Annotated in this window: 15 protein-coding genes; 13 read left to right on the forward strand and 2 right to left on the reverse strand. The window is 47.5% G+C overall.

The features are described from left to right. Positions 1–18 precede the first annotated feature (18 nt). The gene (locus BN1360_RS17445) at positions 19–915 is read right to left on the reverse strand and encodes a cation diffusion facilitator family transporter (protein WP_148466605.1); all 897 of its coding nucleotides are present in this window, start codon (positions 913–915) and stop codon (positions 19–21) included. Between the two features lie 418 nt (positions 916–1,333). Between BN1360_RS17445 and BN1360_RS17450 the strand changes: the two genes are divergently transcribed. The 8 genes from BN1360_RS17450 (at position 1,334) to BN1360_RS17485 (ending at position 9,263) form a co-directional block, all read left to right on the forward strand. Then, complete coding sequence (locus BN1360_RS17450) at positions 1,334–2,362, forward strand: UDP-N-acetylmuramate dehydrogenase (RefSeq protein WP_068781130.1); 1,029 nt, start codon at positions 1,334–1,336, stop codon at positions 2,360–2,362. A 111-nt stretch (positions 2,363–2,473) separates the two neighbouring features. Continuing rightward, positions 2,474–3,289, forward strand: coding sequence for a Cof-type HAD-IIB family hydrolase (locus BN1360_RS17455; protein ID WP_068781131.1), 816 nt, complete (start codon positions 2,474–2,476; stop codon positions 3,287–3,289). A gap of 166 nt (positions 3,290–3,455) precedes the next feature. Next, on the forward strand, positions 3,456–4,160 hold the full coding sequence (locus BN1360_RS17460; RefSeq protein WP_082790107.1) for a response regulator transcription factor: 705 nt from the start codon (positions 3,456–3,458) through the stop codon (positions 4,158–4,160). Positions 4,161–4,165: 5 nt separating this feature from the next. Further along, positions 4,166–5,563 (forward strand): sensor histidine kinase, encoded by a 1,398-nt coding sequence (locus BN1360_RS17465; protein ID WP_068781132.1) that lies wholly within the window; start codon positions 4,166–4,168, stop codon positions 5,561–5,563. Positions 5,564–5,680: 117 nt separating this feature from the next. Then, complete coding sequence (locus BN1360_RS17470) at positions 5,681–6,220, forward strand: FG-GAP repeat domain-containing protein (RefSeq protein ID WP_069188368.1); 540 nt, start codon at positions 5,681–5,683, stop codon at positions 6,218–6,220. Between the two features lie 181 nt (positions 6,221–6,401). Then, positions 6,402–7,526 (forward strand): FtsW/RodA/SpoVE family cell cycle protein, encoded by a 1,125-nt coding sequence (locus tag BN1360_RS17475; RefSeq protein ID WP_068781133.1) that lies wholly within the window; start codon positions 6,402–6,404, stop codon positions 7,524–7,526. A 56-nt stretch (positions 7,527–7,582) separates the two neighbouring features. Then, complete coding sequence (locus BN1360_RS17480) at positions 7,583–8,167, forward strand: undecaprenyl-diphosphatase (protein ID WP_068781134.1); 585 nt, start codon at positions 7,583–7,585, stop codon at positions 8,165–8,167. A gap of 103 nt (positions 8,168–8,270) precedes the next feature. Then, positions 8,271–9,263, forward strand: coding sequence for an LCP family protein (locus BN1360_RS17485; protein ID WP_229521032.1), 993 nt, complete (start codon positions 8,271–8,273; stop codon positions 9,261–9,263). Positions 9,264–9,360: 97 nt separating this feature from the next. On the opposite strand, the gene BN1360_RS17490 is transcribed toward BN1360_RS17485, so the two are convergent. Further along, positions 9,361–9,813: an SRPBCC domain-containing protein gene (locus tag BN1360_RS17490; protein WP_068781136.1), complete on the reverse strand. Its 453-nt coding sequence runs from the start codon at positions 9,811–9,813 to the stop codon at positions 9,361–9,363. Between the two features lie 181 nt (positions 9,814–9,994). Here BN1360_RS17490 and BN1360_RS17495 point away from each other — a divergent pair, with 181 nt between their 5' ends. From BN1360_RS17495 to BN1360_RS17515, 5 genes are all read left to right on the forward strand, one after another. After that, a complete protein-coding gene (locus BN1360_RS17495; protein WP_148466615.1) occupies positions 9,995–10,777 on the forward strand; it encodes a helix-turn-helix domain-containing protein in 783 nt (260 codons plus the stop codon). A 24-nt stretch (positions 10,778–10,801) separates the two neighbouring features. Then, a complete protein-coding gene (locus BN1360_RS17500) occupies positions 10,802–11,458 on the forward strand; it encodes a hypothetical protein (RefSeq protein ID WP_068781138.1) in 657 nt (218 codons plus the stop codon). Between the two features lie 228 nt (positions 11,459–11,686). Beyond that, positions 11,687–12,454, forward strand: coding sequence for an ABC transporter ATP-binding protein (locus BN1360_RS17505; protein ID WP_068781139.1), 768 nt, complete (start codon positions 11,687–11,689; stop codon positions 12,452–12,454). Then, positions 12,441–14,372, forward strand: a complete 1,932-nt coding sequence (locus tag BN1360_RS17510; RefSeq protein WP_068781140.1) for an ABC transporter permease — start codon at positions 12,441–12,443, stop codon at positions 14,370–14,372. The genes BN1360_RS17505 and BN1360_RS17510 overlap by 14 nt, the downstream gene beginning before the upstream one ends. 97 nt (positions 14,373–14,469) lie before the next feature. Continuing rightward, positions 14,470–14,841 (forward strand): YxeA family protein, encoded by a 372-nt coding sequence (locus BN1360_RS17515; protein ID WP_068781141.1) that lies wholly within the window; start codon positions 14,470–14,472, stop codon positions 14,839–14,841. Positions 14,842–14,868 lie beyond the last annotated feature (27 nt).

Raw genomic sequence — 14,868 nt, forward strand, 5'->3', positions numbered from 1 at the left:
GGAGGCTTGCGGTCTCTCTTATTTAATTTTGGGAGCGATATGGATGCCGGCATGCTTCTGCTCATGCTCAGGCTCCACATGTATTAGGATCTGAGCGCGCTCAAAAATGCGTTTAATTGCGGTCTCAATGTTATCGCAAAGCCGATGCGCGGTTTCTATGTCCATTTTGGATGGAAGCACGAGATGAAAGTCGATATATTCCTCCGGGCCGGAGCGGCGGGTACGGAAATCATGGATTTCAATGTATTGGGTTTCGTATAGAGCAATGGCCTGCAAAATCTGCTCTTCCTCCGACTCCGTTAGTTGAGCATCGATCAATGGAGGGAAGGATTCTTTCATAAGCTTGTAGGCTTCCCACATAATATAGCAGGCAAGCACGATTCCGATCAGGGGATCAAGAATGGTCCAGCCCGTGAGCGCGGCCAGAAACAAGCTGATTCCCACGCCAAGCGAAGTATATACATCGGTCAGGAGATGCAGTGCGTTCGATTTCATCGCTACGGAATGTGTCTCGGCTGCGGCACGCTTAACCTTCATCGAAACCACGAAGTTAATCGCTGCACCGATGAACATGACGATAATTCCGAGATGCGGAAGCTCGACCGGGGAAGGATGAGCCAGCTTCTGCACACATTCATAAATAATCCATAAGCCGGCCACGAAGATGAGCAGCGTCTCGATGGTCCCCGATATGTTTTCTACTTTTCCATGCCCGTACGGATGACCGCGGTCTGCGGCCCGGCTTGAGATACGAACGGATATAAAAGCGATCAACGAGGCTACCAAGTCCAGAGCAGAATGAATCGCTTCCGAGATCACGGCAACGGAGCCGGTCAGGAAGCCAACAATAAGCTTTAATATAACGATAAAAGTGTTGCTGAACACAGACAGACTGGCTGTTCTGGAACCGTTCATATCGATCACAACCTTAGAGTTCTTTCTTTATATTGTACTACCTCAACCTATTACTCGTGTAGTCTCCGTCGAAATTCGCTGCCTTATTCAAGCCTCGCATTCTTATTCCATAGCGCAAATCGGAAATCAGGCACATATCTTGTATAGAGACCTATAACTATATATACTTATAGAGATTGTTCAAAAAAGTTCGCTTTTGATAAGAAAACCGACCGAAGTTATGTTTCCTACGGAAACAACTTAGGGGCTTACGAAGGTTTTATCTGGGCTCCGTTTCTACCGTCCCTTGCTTTATCCAACCTTCCCGGTGCTTATAACCGGTCTTTTTGAACACTTACTTACAGAGCCCGCTTCATTAGCGGTTTTTCTTTGAATGGCCTCGCTAGAGGTTTTCTTATTGTTGAAAGGAGACTTACCCATGTTTTGGGATCACAGACTAACCCAGATATGCAAAGAGAATGAAAATTTATCGAAATATTCAACTTATGAAATCGGAGGGATGGCCCGGTTTGTCGCCAAGCCCAGACGTACTGAGGATATTGTACTCTTGTTAGAGCAAGCTCAATCCAGTGGAATGCAAACAGTTATGTTCGGGATGGGATCGAACCTGCTGCTGCCCGATCATCCCGATCCTGAGACGATCTATATATCGATGCGTGACCATATCGAAGTTATGCCCAGAGGAGATTTCCTATATGTGTCGGCAGGAACTCCGCTATCGATGCTATCGCTATTCGGCGATCTGAGCGGCTTCACAGATTATCACTTCACCTTCCTGCTGCCGGGTACGCTGGGCGGTGGAGTCTACATGAATGCCAAATATTTTGACAATGTGATGTGCGATTATTTAGATACGGTATACTATATCGATCTGGAGGCCCCGGGGAGAGGTATCCAAAGCATCCGGACGGATGATTGTCAATTTGCTTACAAGCAATCCATTTTCCAACATCAGCCTTGGTTCATCACCGGAGCTGATTTAAAGCTGAAAACAGCAGGAGCCGCCTTTGATTTTGAACGGATCAACGATTATTTGAACCGTCCCCTGGTTAAGGAGAGCATCGATAATTCCAGCTTGGCAAGCTTCTATCGTTTTTATCGCAGTTATTTGTCTTCATTAGAGCAGGGGAATCAGCCGGTTCCTGAGGCGATGATGAATGTCGTTCTTGACCGGATCGGCAAAAATCATTTCGAATACCCTTCCTGCGGTTCCGTGTTCAAGAACGATTATACGATCGGTACGCCGGTAGGCAAGCTGGTGGAGAGCGTTGGGCTTAAGGGAACGGTTCGCGGCAAGGCGATGATCTCTCCGGTGCACGGCAATGTGATCCAGAACCGCGGTGGAGCAACGGCGGCAGATGTAATTGAGCTCATCAAGATCGTCCAGGAAGCTCTTCATAAAAGCTTCAATTTTGTGCCTGAACCGGAACTGGTCATCGTAAAGTAAACTTGAAGTGTTAATGAATACAGACAAAGCTCGCATACAAACACGTCTCGACCCGGATTAGAGCATCCAGGCCGAGGCGTTTTTTTATTTAAAATTTAAAGGAGGAACAGGATGAGTAGAGGCCGGGTTCAGGAGCCAGTGATGAGATATGCAGCTGTCGTGCTGGATTTAGACGGAACGCTGCTAAATTCGCACAAACAGGTATCGGACAGAAACTTAAGCGCGCTTCTTCAGTGTCATGGACTGGGGATGAGGATGATCTTCGCTACCGGACGCCCGCCAAGGGCTGTGAGGCGATTTCTCCCGGAAGAGCTGCTGGAAATAGGTTCATTTATTTACTATAACGGGGCGATGATCAGCTGCAAGCATACCGGGATTTCCCGTCACGAACCGATAAAAGCGCATCTTACTGCCGCGATATTAGATTATTGTCTGCGTTGTAATCCCGGACTGGATATTAGTCTGGAGGTTGAGGATCAATGGTTCAGCTTGAAGGAGTATGATGAGGCGACTTTAATGAGGGTGAAAGGTCATCCGATCGTAACGCCGCTGGAGGAGCTCCGCAAGCATGCCGCAACGAAAATTTTATTCTCCGGAGATATGGACATCCCCCCGCTTCAGACCAGGTTCGGATCAGAAATAAATATACTGGTCACGGATCAAGGGCAGCTTGTTCAAATTTCATCAAGCAGAGCGTCGAAGGAGGCTGCACTCCTTGTCTTGTGTCATGAAATGGGTATCACGCCAGATCAAGTCATCGTCTTCGGAGATGATATGAACGATCTCGGTTTATTTCATACCTGCGGATGGTCTGTCGCAATGAGCAATGGGGTGGAGGAGTTAAAACAGCTGTCGGACGAGATTACCGATACCCATGATCATGATGGGGTGGCAGTCGTTTTGGAACGAATAGCATTATCGAAATAATAACGGTATGAGTTCAAATATGCTGCTGTTGAAAAGAATGTGGGGGAGAAAATCCGGTCTTGTTTGGGTTTGGAGTTTTTGAATTTCACGATTTTTGACAAGCTCTGCAATTTCGAGTAACATCCATTTTATCGTTAATGCATCCATGGTTGGGAGGTGCAAAATCTTGGATACTATAGCGCGAAATCAAGTATTGGTCTGTGAAGATGATGATCATATCAGACGCTTTATCTCGATTAACCTGTCTAATAATGGATTTATCGTGTATGAAGCTGCGGATGGCGTGTCGGCCATAGAGTGCTATTCTTTGCATCAACCGAATGTGATCATTCTGGATATTATGCTGCCGGATAGCGATGGCTTTGAAATCTGCAGGCAAATCCGGGAGAAGAACCCCTCTGTCATAATTGTATTTCTGACCGCGCGGGGGCAAGATCTGGACAAGATTAAAGGGCTGGAGATCGGGGCCGATGACTATATCGTCAAGCCGTTTAATCCGCTTGAGCTTGTGGCGCGTATTCATGCCATCTTGCGTCGTACGGATAACCGCCAGACCTCGCTGCGGCATATTCTGGAATCCGGTCCGATCCGCATCGACATCAATTCCAATAAAGCGTTCAAGCATGATCAAGTCATTGAGCTGACACCCAAGGAATTCCAGATGCTCCGAACCTTTCTGGAGCATCCTGACACGGCGTTATCCCGCAACGAATTGTTGAACCTCGTCTGGGGTGAGGACTTTGTCGGTGATCCGAAGACGGTGGATGTGCATGTGCGCAAGCTCCGTGAGAAGGTCGAGGATGACTGCTCCGATCCGCAGTGGATTGAGACGGTATGGGGCCTTGGATACCGCTGGGGGAAGGACGGATAAGAAGCATGAGCATACAGAAAAGGCTCGTGGGAAGCTATATGGTCGTGATCTGCCTCACCGTGCTGATTCTTGAAATCTTCTTGATCGCTTCGGTGAGGTTTTATTATTTTCATAATGTCGAGCGGATTCTGATGAATCAGGCTGAACTGTCCGCTTCTTTTTATCAGCAATATTTTGCGGAAGAGGATCTGGCGGCGCAATCGGAACGTCTGCTGAGCGGGTTCGCGCACAATTCCGAAGCCCAGGTGCAGATCATTACCTCTTCCGGCGAGCTATTGCAGGATTCCAACGGGGCGCAGGGGAACCTGTCCATGAAGGAATATCCGGATGTAAAGACGGCTATCTCCGGGATGCCCGGCACATGGAAGGGGAAGGACCCGGTAACCGCTGAGCCGATTCTCGCGGTAACCTATCCTCTTCAAGCGCATGAACACGGCGCTACGCTAGGCGAGGTCAGATTCGTGACCTCCCTGACAACAACGCTGCAAACGATCCATCAGATCACGGTTATTCTTATCATTGTCGGCATTCTGGTCATTGCGATCGTTACGGCGCTTGGATTGCTGCTGTCCTGGACGATCACAAGATCGATCAAGGATCTGAAGCAAGCGGCCGATCGGATGACGGAAGGGGATTTCGGCATTCGTGTACGCAAGCGTTACCGGGATGAGCTGGGTTCCTTGGCAGAGACGCTGAATATGATGGCTGCAAGAATTTTGAAAAGCGAAGAGCTGAAGAATGATTTTATCTCCTCCATTTCACATGAATTAAGAACACCGCTCACTTCCATCAAAGGCTGGGTCATTACCCTCAAAGCAAACGGTCGCGATAACCAGCAGCTTGTTCACGAAGGACTGGATATTATTGAGGCGGAGAGCGACCGATTAACTCATTTAGTGGATGAATTGCTTGACTTCTCAAAATTGGATAATGGGAGAATCACGCTGCAGCTTGCCTCTGTTGATCTGGAGCCATTGATTCGGCAGACCGCCAACCAGCTTGGTCCAAGGGCAGCCAGGCAGGGCGTGGCACTTGAGGTAGAAGTGCCCGAAGCGCTTCCCCATATTCAAGCTGATCTGAACCGGCTGAAGCAGGTTTTGATCAATCTGCTGGATAATTCGCTGAAATATACCGATTCTGGCGGCAGAATCACAATCCGGGCCTATCGGTATCAAGGGAATGCCGTTATCGTTGTAGAGGATACCGGGGCCGGGATCGCTGAGGATAAGTTGGCGAATGTCCTTCACAAGTTTTATAAAGCGGATCAGCATGCCGCAGGCAGCGGGCTTGGTCTGGCGATATCCGAACAAATCATTCAATTGCATCACGGAGAATTGCGTATTAGCAGTACGGTAGGCAAAGGAACGAAGGTGCTTATTTTGCTGCCTATAGGTGGTTCATAAAAGTCGGTTTTTCAGGGCAAAGCGGGTGGATAGAATAAAATTTAACTTTTTCATAACCACTTGCAGGACAGCTGCGATTAAAATAGGTACTAACCTTGAATGGTCAGGGGGATGATCATGAACGTGCTTCAGAGACTTAATCGGACAGGAATCCTGTTGACGAGCTTATTGCTGCTCGGGGGGTGCGGTATTCCGGCGACACCTGTCGATATGATTAAGGCGCCCGCCTCTGCTAGCCGTCCCCAGCGGGACAATATGAGTCAAGAGCTTATGAGGCTGCTGCCCGATCAGGCGCAATTGGTAGTCCCTATGCAAGGTGAACAGGGACAGGATATCTCCTTCGGGGATCTGGATGGCGATGGAATAAATGAAGCGGTCGTCGTATATGAAGAGAACGGGACATCGGGCAAAGCATTGAAGGCTGCATTATTCAAGCAGCAGGATAACACATGGCGAATCGTATCCGAGATCAAAGGCTTTGGATACGGGCTGGAATATGCCGGCTTCCCGGATATTAATCACGATGGCAGAATGGAGCTTGCGCTCGGCTGGTCATTAGGAGCGGCTGGCAATGGACTGGATATTTATGAATGGAATAATGAGCAGTTGGAGCTCGTAAAGAAGAAGGAATATCACGGCAAGCTTGATCTTGAGTAATTGCTAGAGACACAAATTCATATAAGGGTCGGGTATCGGACGAGATATCTCCGATCGTTATGACCCGCCAGATAGTCCGGGGCACTGCGTCTACAGAAGGCGTATGAGCGCTCATTGGACTATTTGTGATGCCTATTTTTAGTATTTTTTTGCAAGCTGGAGGATTGAGGTCATACGACATATGCTTAAACACAAAATTATGAAGCTGGATGAATTAACGTTGTTCATTCTGCTCTGTCTGGTTGGCTGTGGAACGATCTCGATCTACGGGGCAACCCACAATACGAAGCTGGAAGGGCTTCATATCAGCAATATATATCTGTTTATAGCCTTCTGCATCCCGATGCTGGCACTTGCCTGGTTCGATTATAGAATCCTGCTGGGCAAATGGCTTTATCTCTTCTATGGACTGGGTATCGGGTTGCTTATTCTGGTCCGCTTCACCGGCGAAAATATCAATGGAGCTGTACGTTGGTTAAATATTGGACATTTTCAGCTGCAGCCCTCGGAGATCGTCAAAATATTTACGATCTTGCTCGTGGCTCAAATGCTGGGCAGACGTAGGGGAGAGACGCTTCGTCCGATCCGTGACCTGCTTCCGATCTGCCTGGTCTTTATGGTGCCTATTATGCTCATTATGCAGCAGCCGGATCTGGGCACTGCACTGGTATTCGTCGGAGTACTGCTCAGCATGCTGTGGATGGGGAATGTCCGCCTGGTCTATATGATTGTATTCCTTGGTTTCGTGATCACGATGATCGGTGCGGTCCTGTGGCTGTATTATGCGAACCATGACTTGCTGGCCAAATTCGTAGAACCGCATCAAATGGCGAGAATTCAAACCTTTCTCGATCCTGCAAGCGATCCGGACAAATCATGGCATGTTAAAAATGCCATGCGGGCGATCGGCTCGGGAGGGTTAACCGGCGGTGATGGCTATTATTTGCAAATGGGTTATATTCCTTATGCCTATTCCGATTCCATTTACGTCGTTATCGGCGAGAATTACGGATTTATTGGCTCAGCCGTACTCCTGATTCTCTATTTCGCGCTGATCTATCGCATGGTGCAAATGGTGATGGATAGCAAAGACCTCGCTGGGGCGTATATTGTCGTCGGCATAATCGGGATGCTCGTATTTCAGATTTTCGTCAATATCGGGATGCTAATCGGTCTGGTCCCGCTGACGGGAATTTCATTGCCATTTATCAGTTATGGCGGCAGTTCCTTACTTAGCAATATGATCGCTATCGGCTTGGTGTTAAGCGTCCACGCTCACGGAGTGGAGGGACCTATTTCCAGCTGAGAATTTTACAGGCAAGCTTGCAATAGACTATACCGCACATCAGGAAGAAGGTTTTTATGTTGAACATTGCTCAATTCGATCATTCTCTTTTTGAAGCCATTCATCAATTCGCATTATCCCTGCCGGGATTGAATCCGGCTATGCGCATATTGTCGCAAAAAGCAGAATATCTATTTTACCTGGGAATCATCATATATTGGTTCAGCCGCGGACGAGAGAACAAGAAAATGGTTCTAGTCGCACTCTTCGCTGCCTGTGCAGCCTTTGGAACAGGAAGTGTTCTTGCTCATTTCTTCTATCGGGATAGACCGTTCGTTCAATATGCCTTCCATCCACTCATTGAGCATGCTGCGAATGCCTCATTTCCGAGTGATCATTCGATAGGCTCCTTTGTAATTGCCACCGCTATTTTCTTGTATCGCAGAAAGGACGGAACCGCTTGGCTGCTGCTTGCCGGGTTGGTCTCATTTTCCCGCATCTGGAACGGCGTTCATTTCCCGTTTGATGTCATTACCGGAGCCCTCCTGGGCGTATTGAGCGCTATTCTGGTGAAACAATTGTTCCAGCATTGGTCTTTGGCCAATAGATCCCTGAACGCTGGCCTTGACCTGTACGAGGGCATAGTAAGGAAGGTAGGTTGAGCGAGATATGACTGTCAGCAACACTAGTGAAAGCAAAACCAAAAGTAAAAGTACAAGCAAAAGCAAAAGCAAGATAAACCGAAAGGCTCTAAAAATCGCAGGTATGGCGTTAACTGCGCTTATACTTGGTGTTTGCATCTATGTGGGGTATATATACTATAAGGCGGAGACGACCATCCATCGCATTGCTTCTCCGGAAAATCTGACTGAGAAGTATCAATCCTCCGCGCCAGGCAGCGATCATAATGCGGAGCAGCAAGTCCCAGCTCCGCAGCTTAAGCCTATGATCTTCATGCTGGCGGGCGTTGATAGCAGAGACGGAAGCGGAGGTACGGTGAATACGGATGTGCTTATGATTGTAAGCTACAACCCGGATACGCGCTCTGCAAAGCTCTTATCTCTACCGCGCGATCTAATGGTCAAGTCCGAGTTTGCACGTTCTCGCAAAGCCAATTACTATTACGCTTATTACTATATCAAGGACAAAACGGCGGCTATTTCAAATACGAAGCAATTTTATAGCAACCTGCTGGATCTGCCGATTGATTATATGGTGGTGATGGACTTTGATGCCTTGCGCAAGACGGTGGATGCGTTAGGTGGCCTGCAGATCGATGTCGAGATGGATATGAAGTACAGGGACACCGCGGATGGAACGAATATTGATTTGCGAAAAGGACTACAGAAGCTCGATGGCTCGCAGGTGCTTGACTATGTCAGGTATCGGAAGTCCAATCAAGGCACGCAGGAATCCTCCGATTTTGCCCGCAATGAGCGGCAGCAAAAGGTGATCAAGCAGATTCTGGAGAAGCTGGGGGCATTCCAAGGAATAAGCCAATGGGGGACAATCCTGGACATCATCGGTGATCATGTGACCTCAGATTTTCCCGAATCGCTAATACGGCAAGGGATCTTGAATTTCAGCAGCTTGAAGCCCAATCAAATACAAACCTTGAAGATGGATAGCATCTGGAAGAGTCCCTTCGTCTATGTGAAGCAGGAGGACCTGCAAAAGGCGCTGATCGAATTGCGGGAGGAAGTGGGGTTAAGCGCCGATAGTCAGCCCCGGTTTAAATCGATCGGCACGATGGATTAGCCCTAAGTTAAGACATTAAAAAGGTGGTGGAGCCCATTCCGAGAGGAAAAGGGCATCCGCCTTTTTATTTCTGCAATGGTACATATGATCTTTGCTCTTACCCAGCGAAGTCGAGCGTATTCCCGGTTTCGGCGACCGTCTTGATATTACTCAGTATCGCCCACCAGTGTCCCTCTGAATTCTGCAAGGAAGGATGGTTGTCCGACCATTGATCATTGATCAGCGTAAGCTTCGTGCATTTGCCAACTGTATCCAGGGTGAAGGTCACACGCGAGGTCAGCTTCTGATGATTTTCTTGATAGGAAGGGCCCGGATGCTCAATGTAGCTTAACGTCTTGTTCGGTTCATAGGCCAGGATATCTCCGTATACATGCACCGTCTCATCCCCGTCGGCCCCCGGTCCGATGTAGGCGAAGGGCTCTCCGGCAATAAAACTCGACTGAAAGACGCAATTGAAAAAAGTTTTCCGCGTACCTTCCGGTTTCACTAGCAGATTCCATACTTGCTCCGGTTCTGCTCCGATATAAAATTCGTATTTTAAGCTTGTCATATTGCCACACTCCTTATGATATTTCAAATTTGATAGAACTCCCGGATTCAGGAATTTTATGTTAAACTCAGGATACCTTGCAAGTGAAGAAGATGTATTGTAAAAACACGACAAGAACAGATGTTCTTGATGGGGAGACAGGAGTTGATTAAGCTTGCCCGCCAATACCCACAGGCCGAGTATGGGAGTTCTGAATCTGCAGGGAGGAGAGAAGAGATTCAATTTGTCCCGCCTGCCCGCAGCGGAAGCGCTGAGCTATTTTGTGAAGCATTATTGGATGGTCAGTTGGAACAGCCAGGATGATGAGCCTTATATGCAGCATGTTGTTCCGAATCCTTGCCTTAACCTGATTGTAGAACCGGGGAAGACGATGATCTATGCTCCTGCAACGCAGAAATTCACTTACCCCATTTATGGAGAAGGTCTGGTATTTGGGGTCAAATTCAAGCCCGGGGGCTTTTATCCATTCCTGCAGCAGCCTGTCTCCGGTTTGCTAGATCGTCCGCTGGAAGTGAGGGCTATACTCGATATAGACGGGATGGAACTGGAAAAAAATATTCTCTCCCAGGGGGATGAACAGGCGATGGCTGCAATCATGGATCAGCTGCTCTTGTCCAAGCTTCCGCCGCAGGACGAGCAGGTGCTTCAGATCAATCGGATCATTGACTTCATCATGGCAGAGAAGGATTTATCCAAGGTAGATGCGGTATGCGAGCATTTTCAGATCCATATCCGCAAGCTTCAACGTCTCTTTGACCAATATGTTGGTATCAGCCCCAAGTGGGTGATTCGACTGTATCGTCTGCAAAATGCTGCTGAGACAATGGACTTGCAGATGCCGATCGATTTGTCCCAGCTTGCCATAGAACTGGGGTACCATGATCAGTCTCATTTTATCAAGGATTTCAAGGCGGTTGTCGGCTGCACACCCGATAAATACCGACGGAACATCCAGAATGGCTGACTCCACAGGACAAGGGGGAACAGGATGGCTTCGATGCCAGGTTTAAATGCCTTTGAACGTTTTACAAGAAAGTCGGTCTGGCCAGCATATACCGGCTTTCTATGGGCGCTTCTTTACGCGGTTTTTGTACGTTTCTATGAAGCCGCTACAGGTACTGTGATCGGCGGTTACGGGAAATTTTCCGATCCGGATGCCTTTAGCGTAGCCAGCTATGCGGCCGGTGTCCTGATTTTGCTATGTGGATTTATTCTGCTTGGCCTGGGCGGGCCAAGGGGAAGCGTAGTCCCGGACTGGGTTCCGGTGTTTAGAGGAAAAAAGCTCCCGCGTCTTCTAGTCCTGGGGCCAACGCTTGCCGGTGCTGCTTTTTTAGTTGCTCATGGCATCACAGGGATTATTACGAAGCTGCTTTATTTGGCGGGAGCCATTCCGCTCAGGTTGCAGGGATGGGCTGAAGTTGATATGAATCATCTTGCCATATGGGACCTCTGTTTCTATGAACCCTGGTTTCTGATCATGGGGATATTGGCGGGATTAACAGCCGCACATTATGCCCAGGCTTCCGGCATGGCGCTGTCTGTTTTTAGACGGGGGACTGTTCTGTATCTCATATTCCTATTGCTGTTAAGTGCGTTATTGATCTGTGCCATTATTTTTGATTTTTCATGGATTATGGAGTTTTAGCATATTAATTATAGAATCAAACACCACCCTCAGGGTTCGCCTTATTTGCGAGCTCTGGGGGTTTTTGACGTTTGGGCAGTCCTTGACGAGACTTCATCTTTCCGGCGGTCTTTCGCCAGCAAATGATGTTTTAAGGTTTATGTAAGGTTCGGATTAATATGCGGTAAGGTACGTCCGTTATTATAACATTTGTGTTCGCTAACTTATGTATGTAAGGAGATTAACCATATGAAAACTATTTTGCAAGCAGCAGATGTTACCAAAACGTTTGGTACGAAAGGAAATATATACACAGCGCTGCAAGAGATTAATCTAACGATCCAGGAAGGCGAGTTTGTCGGCATAATGGGTCCGTCTGGAGCGGGGAAATCAACGCTGCTCAACATTTTCTCGACCATCGATACGCCAAGCTCGGGAGAAGTGATAATCGACGGTGAATTGATCGCATGGACGGATGAGGAAAAGCTCTCGGATTTTCGCCGCAATAAGCTCGGGTTTATTTTTCAGGATTATAACCTGCTCGATACGCTGACAGTCAAAGAGAATATTCTGCTTCCTCTTGCTTTATCTAAAGTGCCGACGGCCGAGATTGAGAAACGCGTAAGCGAAATTGCCGACACCTTCGGCATTCGAAATATTTTGGACAAATATCCTTACCATATTTCCGGGGGACAGAAGCAGCGTACAGCGGCGTCACGCGCCATTGTAACTAATCCAAGCCTGATTCTGGCGGACGAGCCAACCGGAGCGCTGGATTCTAAATCGGCGACCAGTCTACTGGAGAGTCTGAGCCGTCTGAATGAGACGAATCAATCCACCATTATGATGGTAACGCATGATGCGTATGCGGCCAGCTATTGCAGTCGTGTCATCTTCATCAAAGACGGTCAGCTGTTTACAGAAATACGCAATCTGAACTTTGCGCGAAAGACATTTTTCCAAAAGATTTTGGAGGTTCTGGCAGAGCTCGGAGGTGAGCATCATGACGTTGTTTAGTATTGCCCGCAAAAACATCAGAAAAAACTTTACGAATTATTTCTTATACTTTGCATCGATGATTTTCAGTATCGTAATTTACTTTACATTTGTTTCTTTGAAATACGATACAACGATCAAGTCGGCTTCCGAAAGCTCGCCAAAAATCAGTTCCGCTTTCAGCGGGGCGTCCGTCGTACTTATGATCTTTGTAGCGATTTTTATTTGGTATTCTAACTCATTTTTCACTAGAAAACGCAAAAAGGAAGTTGGATTGTACTCCTTACTCGGGGTACGTAAAAAGCAGATCGGCCGCATGTTGTTTTATGAAAATTTTCTGATGGGCGTATTGGCGCTTATTATCGGGATTGGCTTGGGCTCAGCCCTCAGTCAGTTTTTCGTAATGATCCTGATGAAGGCGATGGGTTATGAATTGCTCAGTCAATTCTCAATTTCTTTATCAGCTGTGATAAATACCATTATCGTCTTTATGGTCATCACCCTGATCACATCTTTCCAAGGCTATCGTTTGATTTACCGCTTTAAATTAATCGAACTGTTTCGTGCTGACCAAGAGCATGAGCGGGAGCCAAAGGTATCGTGGATTACGGCGCTGATCTCGCTGATTATGATCGGGATCGGTTACTGGCTCGCCTTGCAGGATTTGCTTCAGTCCAAGGCATGGATGAAGTTAGGGTTTTTGGTGACCCCGCTAATAATTTTGCTTACGGTCATCCTGGGCACCTATCTCCTCTTCAGCACGCTGACCGTTGTGATGTTGAAATTATCCCGAGCTCGCAAGAAGAGTTATTGGAAAGGGATGAACATTATCGGCACCTCGCAGTTGCTCTACCGGATCAAAGGGAATGCCCGCACGTTGACGATTATTGCGGTGCTTAGCGCAACTACATTAACGGCTGTCGGGACAGCCTACAGCTTCTATTACAACAATCGCAGCAATGCCGAGTTGGCTAACCCTAACAGCATGTTGTTTATAGCCACAGACGATAGTAAGGCGAAGCAGGTCGAAGACCTGGTTGCAAATTCCGCTGATCACAAGCTGCGTTACCATCAATCCATTCCGGTGCTTGAAATGAATGGAGACAGCCGTGTTCTTGAATCCGTCTTTTCTGACGGGAAAATGGCTTTTACCATTTTGTCTGAGCATGATTTCAATCAACTGGCCGAGGTTCAGAATAGGGACGGTAAGCTGTCGCTTGAGGCAAATGAAGCGGTTGTTCTGGACCCAGCCTATATGGAAGGGATGTCGCCTGACTATGTAGGCAAGACCATCACTTTAAAGGACGAACAGCAAGAACAGAAGGTCACCTTCCAGGCTTTACGCAAATATAGCGTTTTGAACCAACGCTCCGTCTATACCACCATTGTCGTCAGTGATGAGGTGTTTGGGAAGCTGCAGCCGAAGGCTACAGTAAACAAGCTTGAGATCTACAGCATTACTGATCAGGATAAAGCTAAGACATTAACTGCGGACATTAAAAAGGTTTTACCGAATGAAGCGAGGTTTTCAAGCTTCTATGACAGCTATTCCAGCGGGATGGAAGCGTCTGGACTCATGATCTTTATGGGCGGATTTTTGGGGCTTGTGTTCCTGGCCGCAACAGGCAGCATCATTTACTTTAAGCAGCTGACAGAAGCAGGCTCCGATAAAGGCCGGTATTTGATTTTGCACAAAATCGGCGTCAACAAAAAGGAAATCCGCAAAACGGTCGGCAAACAGGTTGGTTTCATTTTTGCGCTGCCGCTAATTGCGGGGATCGCCCATTGCGCAGTTGCCTTATCGGCATTATCCAACTTGATGCATACCAATCTGGTAATACCAGTAGTCATTTGCATGGGGGTTTACACATGTATCTACCTGATCTATTATGCGTTGACCGTCAATGCGTACTACCGAATCGTAACGAATGTGAAGTAGATACACTGTGGAAGAAAAGGAACAAGCAAGCGGGTTCGATAGGGGTAAATCAAAGGAAGTCACACCACTTTAATTTAAATGAATGGGGAGAAAGACGATGAAAAAGCGACTTATTATTGGAACGAGTATTATTGTAGTAATTTTGATCGGACTTATTGTTTTCATCCAAAATGTCAACATTAACCGGTTTGGAGCGGATAGTTACTTCGTGCAAATCCAGGACAGCGGCAAAAAAATCGAGGGAAAGTCCGATAACGGTAAATTATTCACTCAGTATGAATACACGATGCAAGGCTTTAATAAAGACGGAAAAGAAAAATCCTTCACGTTTACAGCAGATAAAGATCTGCGCAAGCAAGCTTATCTGCGGGTATACCTGAAGGGCGATAAAGTAAGCTCCTACCAGGAAGTGCAGGCTAGCGAGCTGCCGGAGAAAGCGAGACAGCAGCTGGAAGGCAGCGGGAACTAAGGGATACAGGAATGAAACCTGTAGAAA

It is taken from the genome of Paenibacillus sp. GM2 (genome assembly GCF_900069005.2).
Classification (GTDB): domain Bacteria; phylum Bacillota; class Bacilli; order Paenibacillales; family Paenibacillaceae; genus Fontibacillus.

Bases quoted from the DNA above. Each gene is read 5' to 3' on its own strand.
- BN1360_RS17450 (WP_068781130.1), top strand. From the start codon at position 1,334: ATGTTTTGGGATCACAGACTAACCCAGATATGCAAAGAGAATGAAAAT.
- BN1360_RS17505 (WP_068781139.1), top strand. From the start codon at position 11,687: ATGAAAACTATTTTGCAAGCAGCAGATGTTACCAAAACGTTTGGTACG.
- BN1360_RS17475 (WP_068781133.1), top strand. From the start codon at position 6,402: ATGCTTAAACACAAAATTATGAAGCTGGATGAATTAACGTTGTTCATT.
- BN1360_RS17445 (WP_148466605.1), bottom strand. From the start codon at position 915: ATGAACGGTTCCAGAACAGCCAGTCTGTCTGTGTTCAGCAACACTTTT.
- BN1360_RS17455 (WP_068781131.1), top strand. From the start codon at position 2,474: ATGAGTAGAGGCCGGGTTCAGGAGCCAGTGATGAGATATGCAGCTGTC.
- BN1360_RS17485 (WP_229521032.1), top strand. From the start codon at position 8,271: ATGGCGTTAACTGCGCTTATACTTGGTGTTTGCATCTATGTGGGGTAT.
- BN1360_RS17465 (WP_068781132.1), top strand. From the start codon at position 4,166: ATGAGCATACAGAAAAGGCTCGTGGGAAGCTATATGGTCGTGATCTGC.
- BN1360_RS17480 (WP_068781134.1), top strand. From the start codon at position 7,583: ATGTTGAACATTGCTCAATTCGATCATTCTCTTTTTGAAGCCATTCAT.
- BN1360_RS17500 (WP_068781138.1), top strand. From the start codon at position 10,802: ATGGCTTCGATGCCAGGTTTAAATGCCTTTGAACGTTTTACAAGAAAG.
- BN1360_RS17515 (WP_068781141.1), top strand. From the start codon at position 14,470: ATGAAAAAGCGACTTATTATTGGAACGAGTATTATTGTAGTAATTTTG.
- BN1360_RS17490 (WP_068781136.1), bottom strand. From the start codon at position 9,813: ATGACAAGCTTAAAATACGAATTTTATATCGGAGCAGAACCGGAGCAA.
- BN1360_RS17510 (WP_068781140.1), top strand. From the start codon at position 12,441: ATGACGTTGTTTAGTATTGCCCGCAAAAACATCAGAAAAAACTTTACG.
- BN1360_RS17470 (WP_069188368.1), top strand. From the start codon at position 5,681: ATGAACGTGCTTCAGAGACTTAATCGGACAGGAATCCTGTTGACGAGC.
- BN1360_RS17495 (WP_148466615.1), top strand. From the start codon at position 9,995: ATGGGAGTTCTGAATCTGCAGGGAGGAGAGAAGAGATTCAATTTGTCC.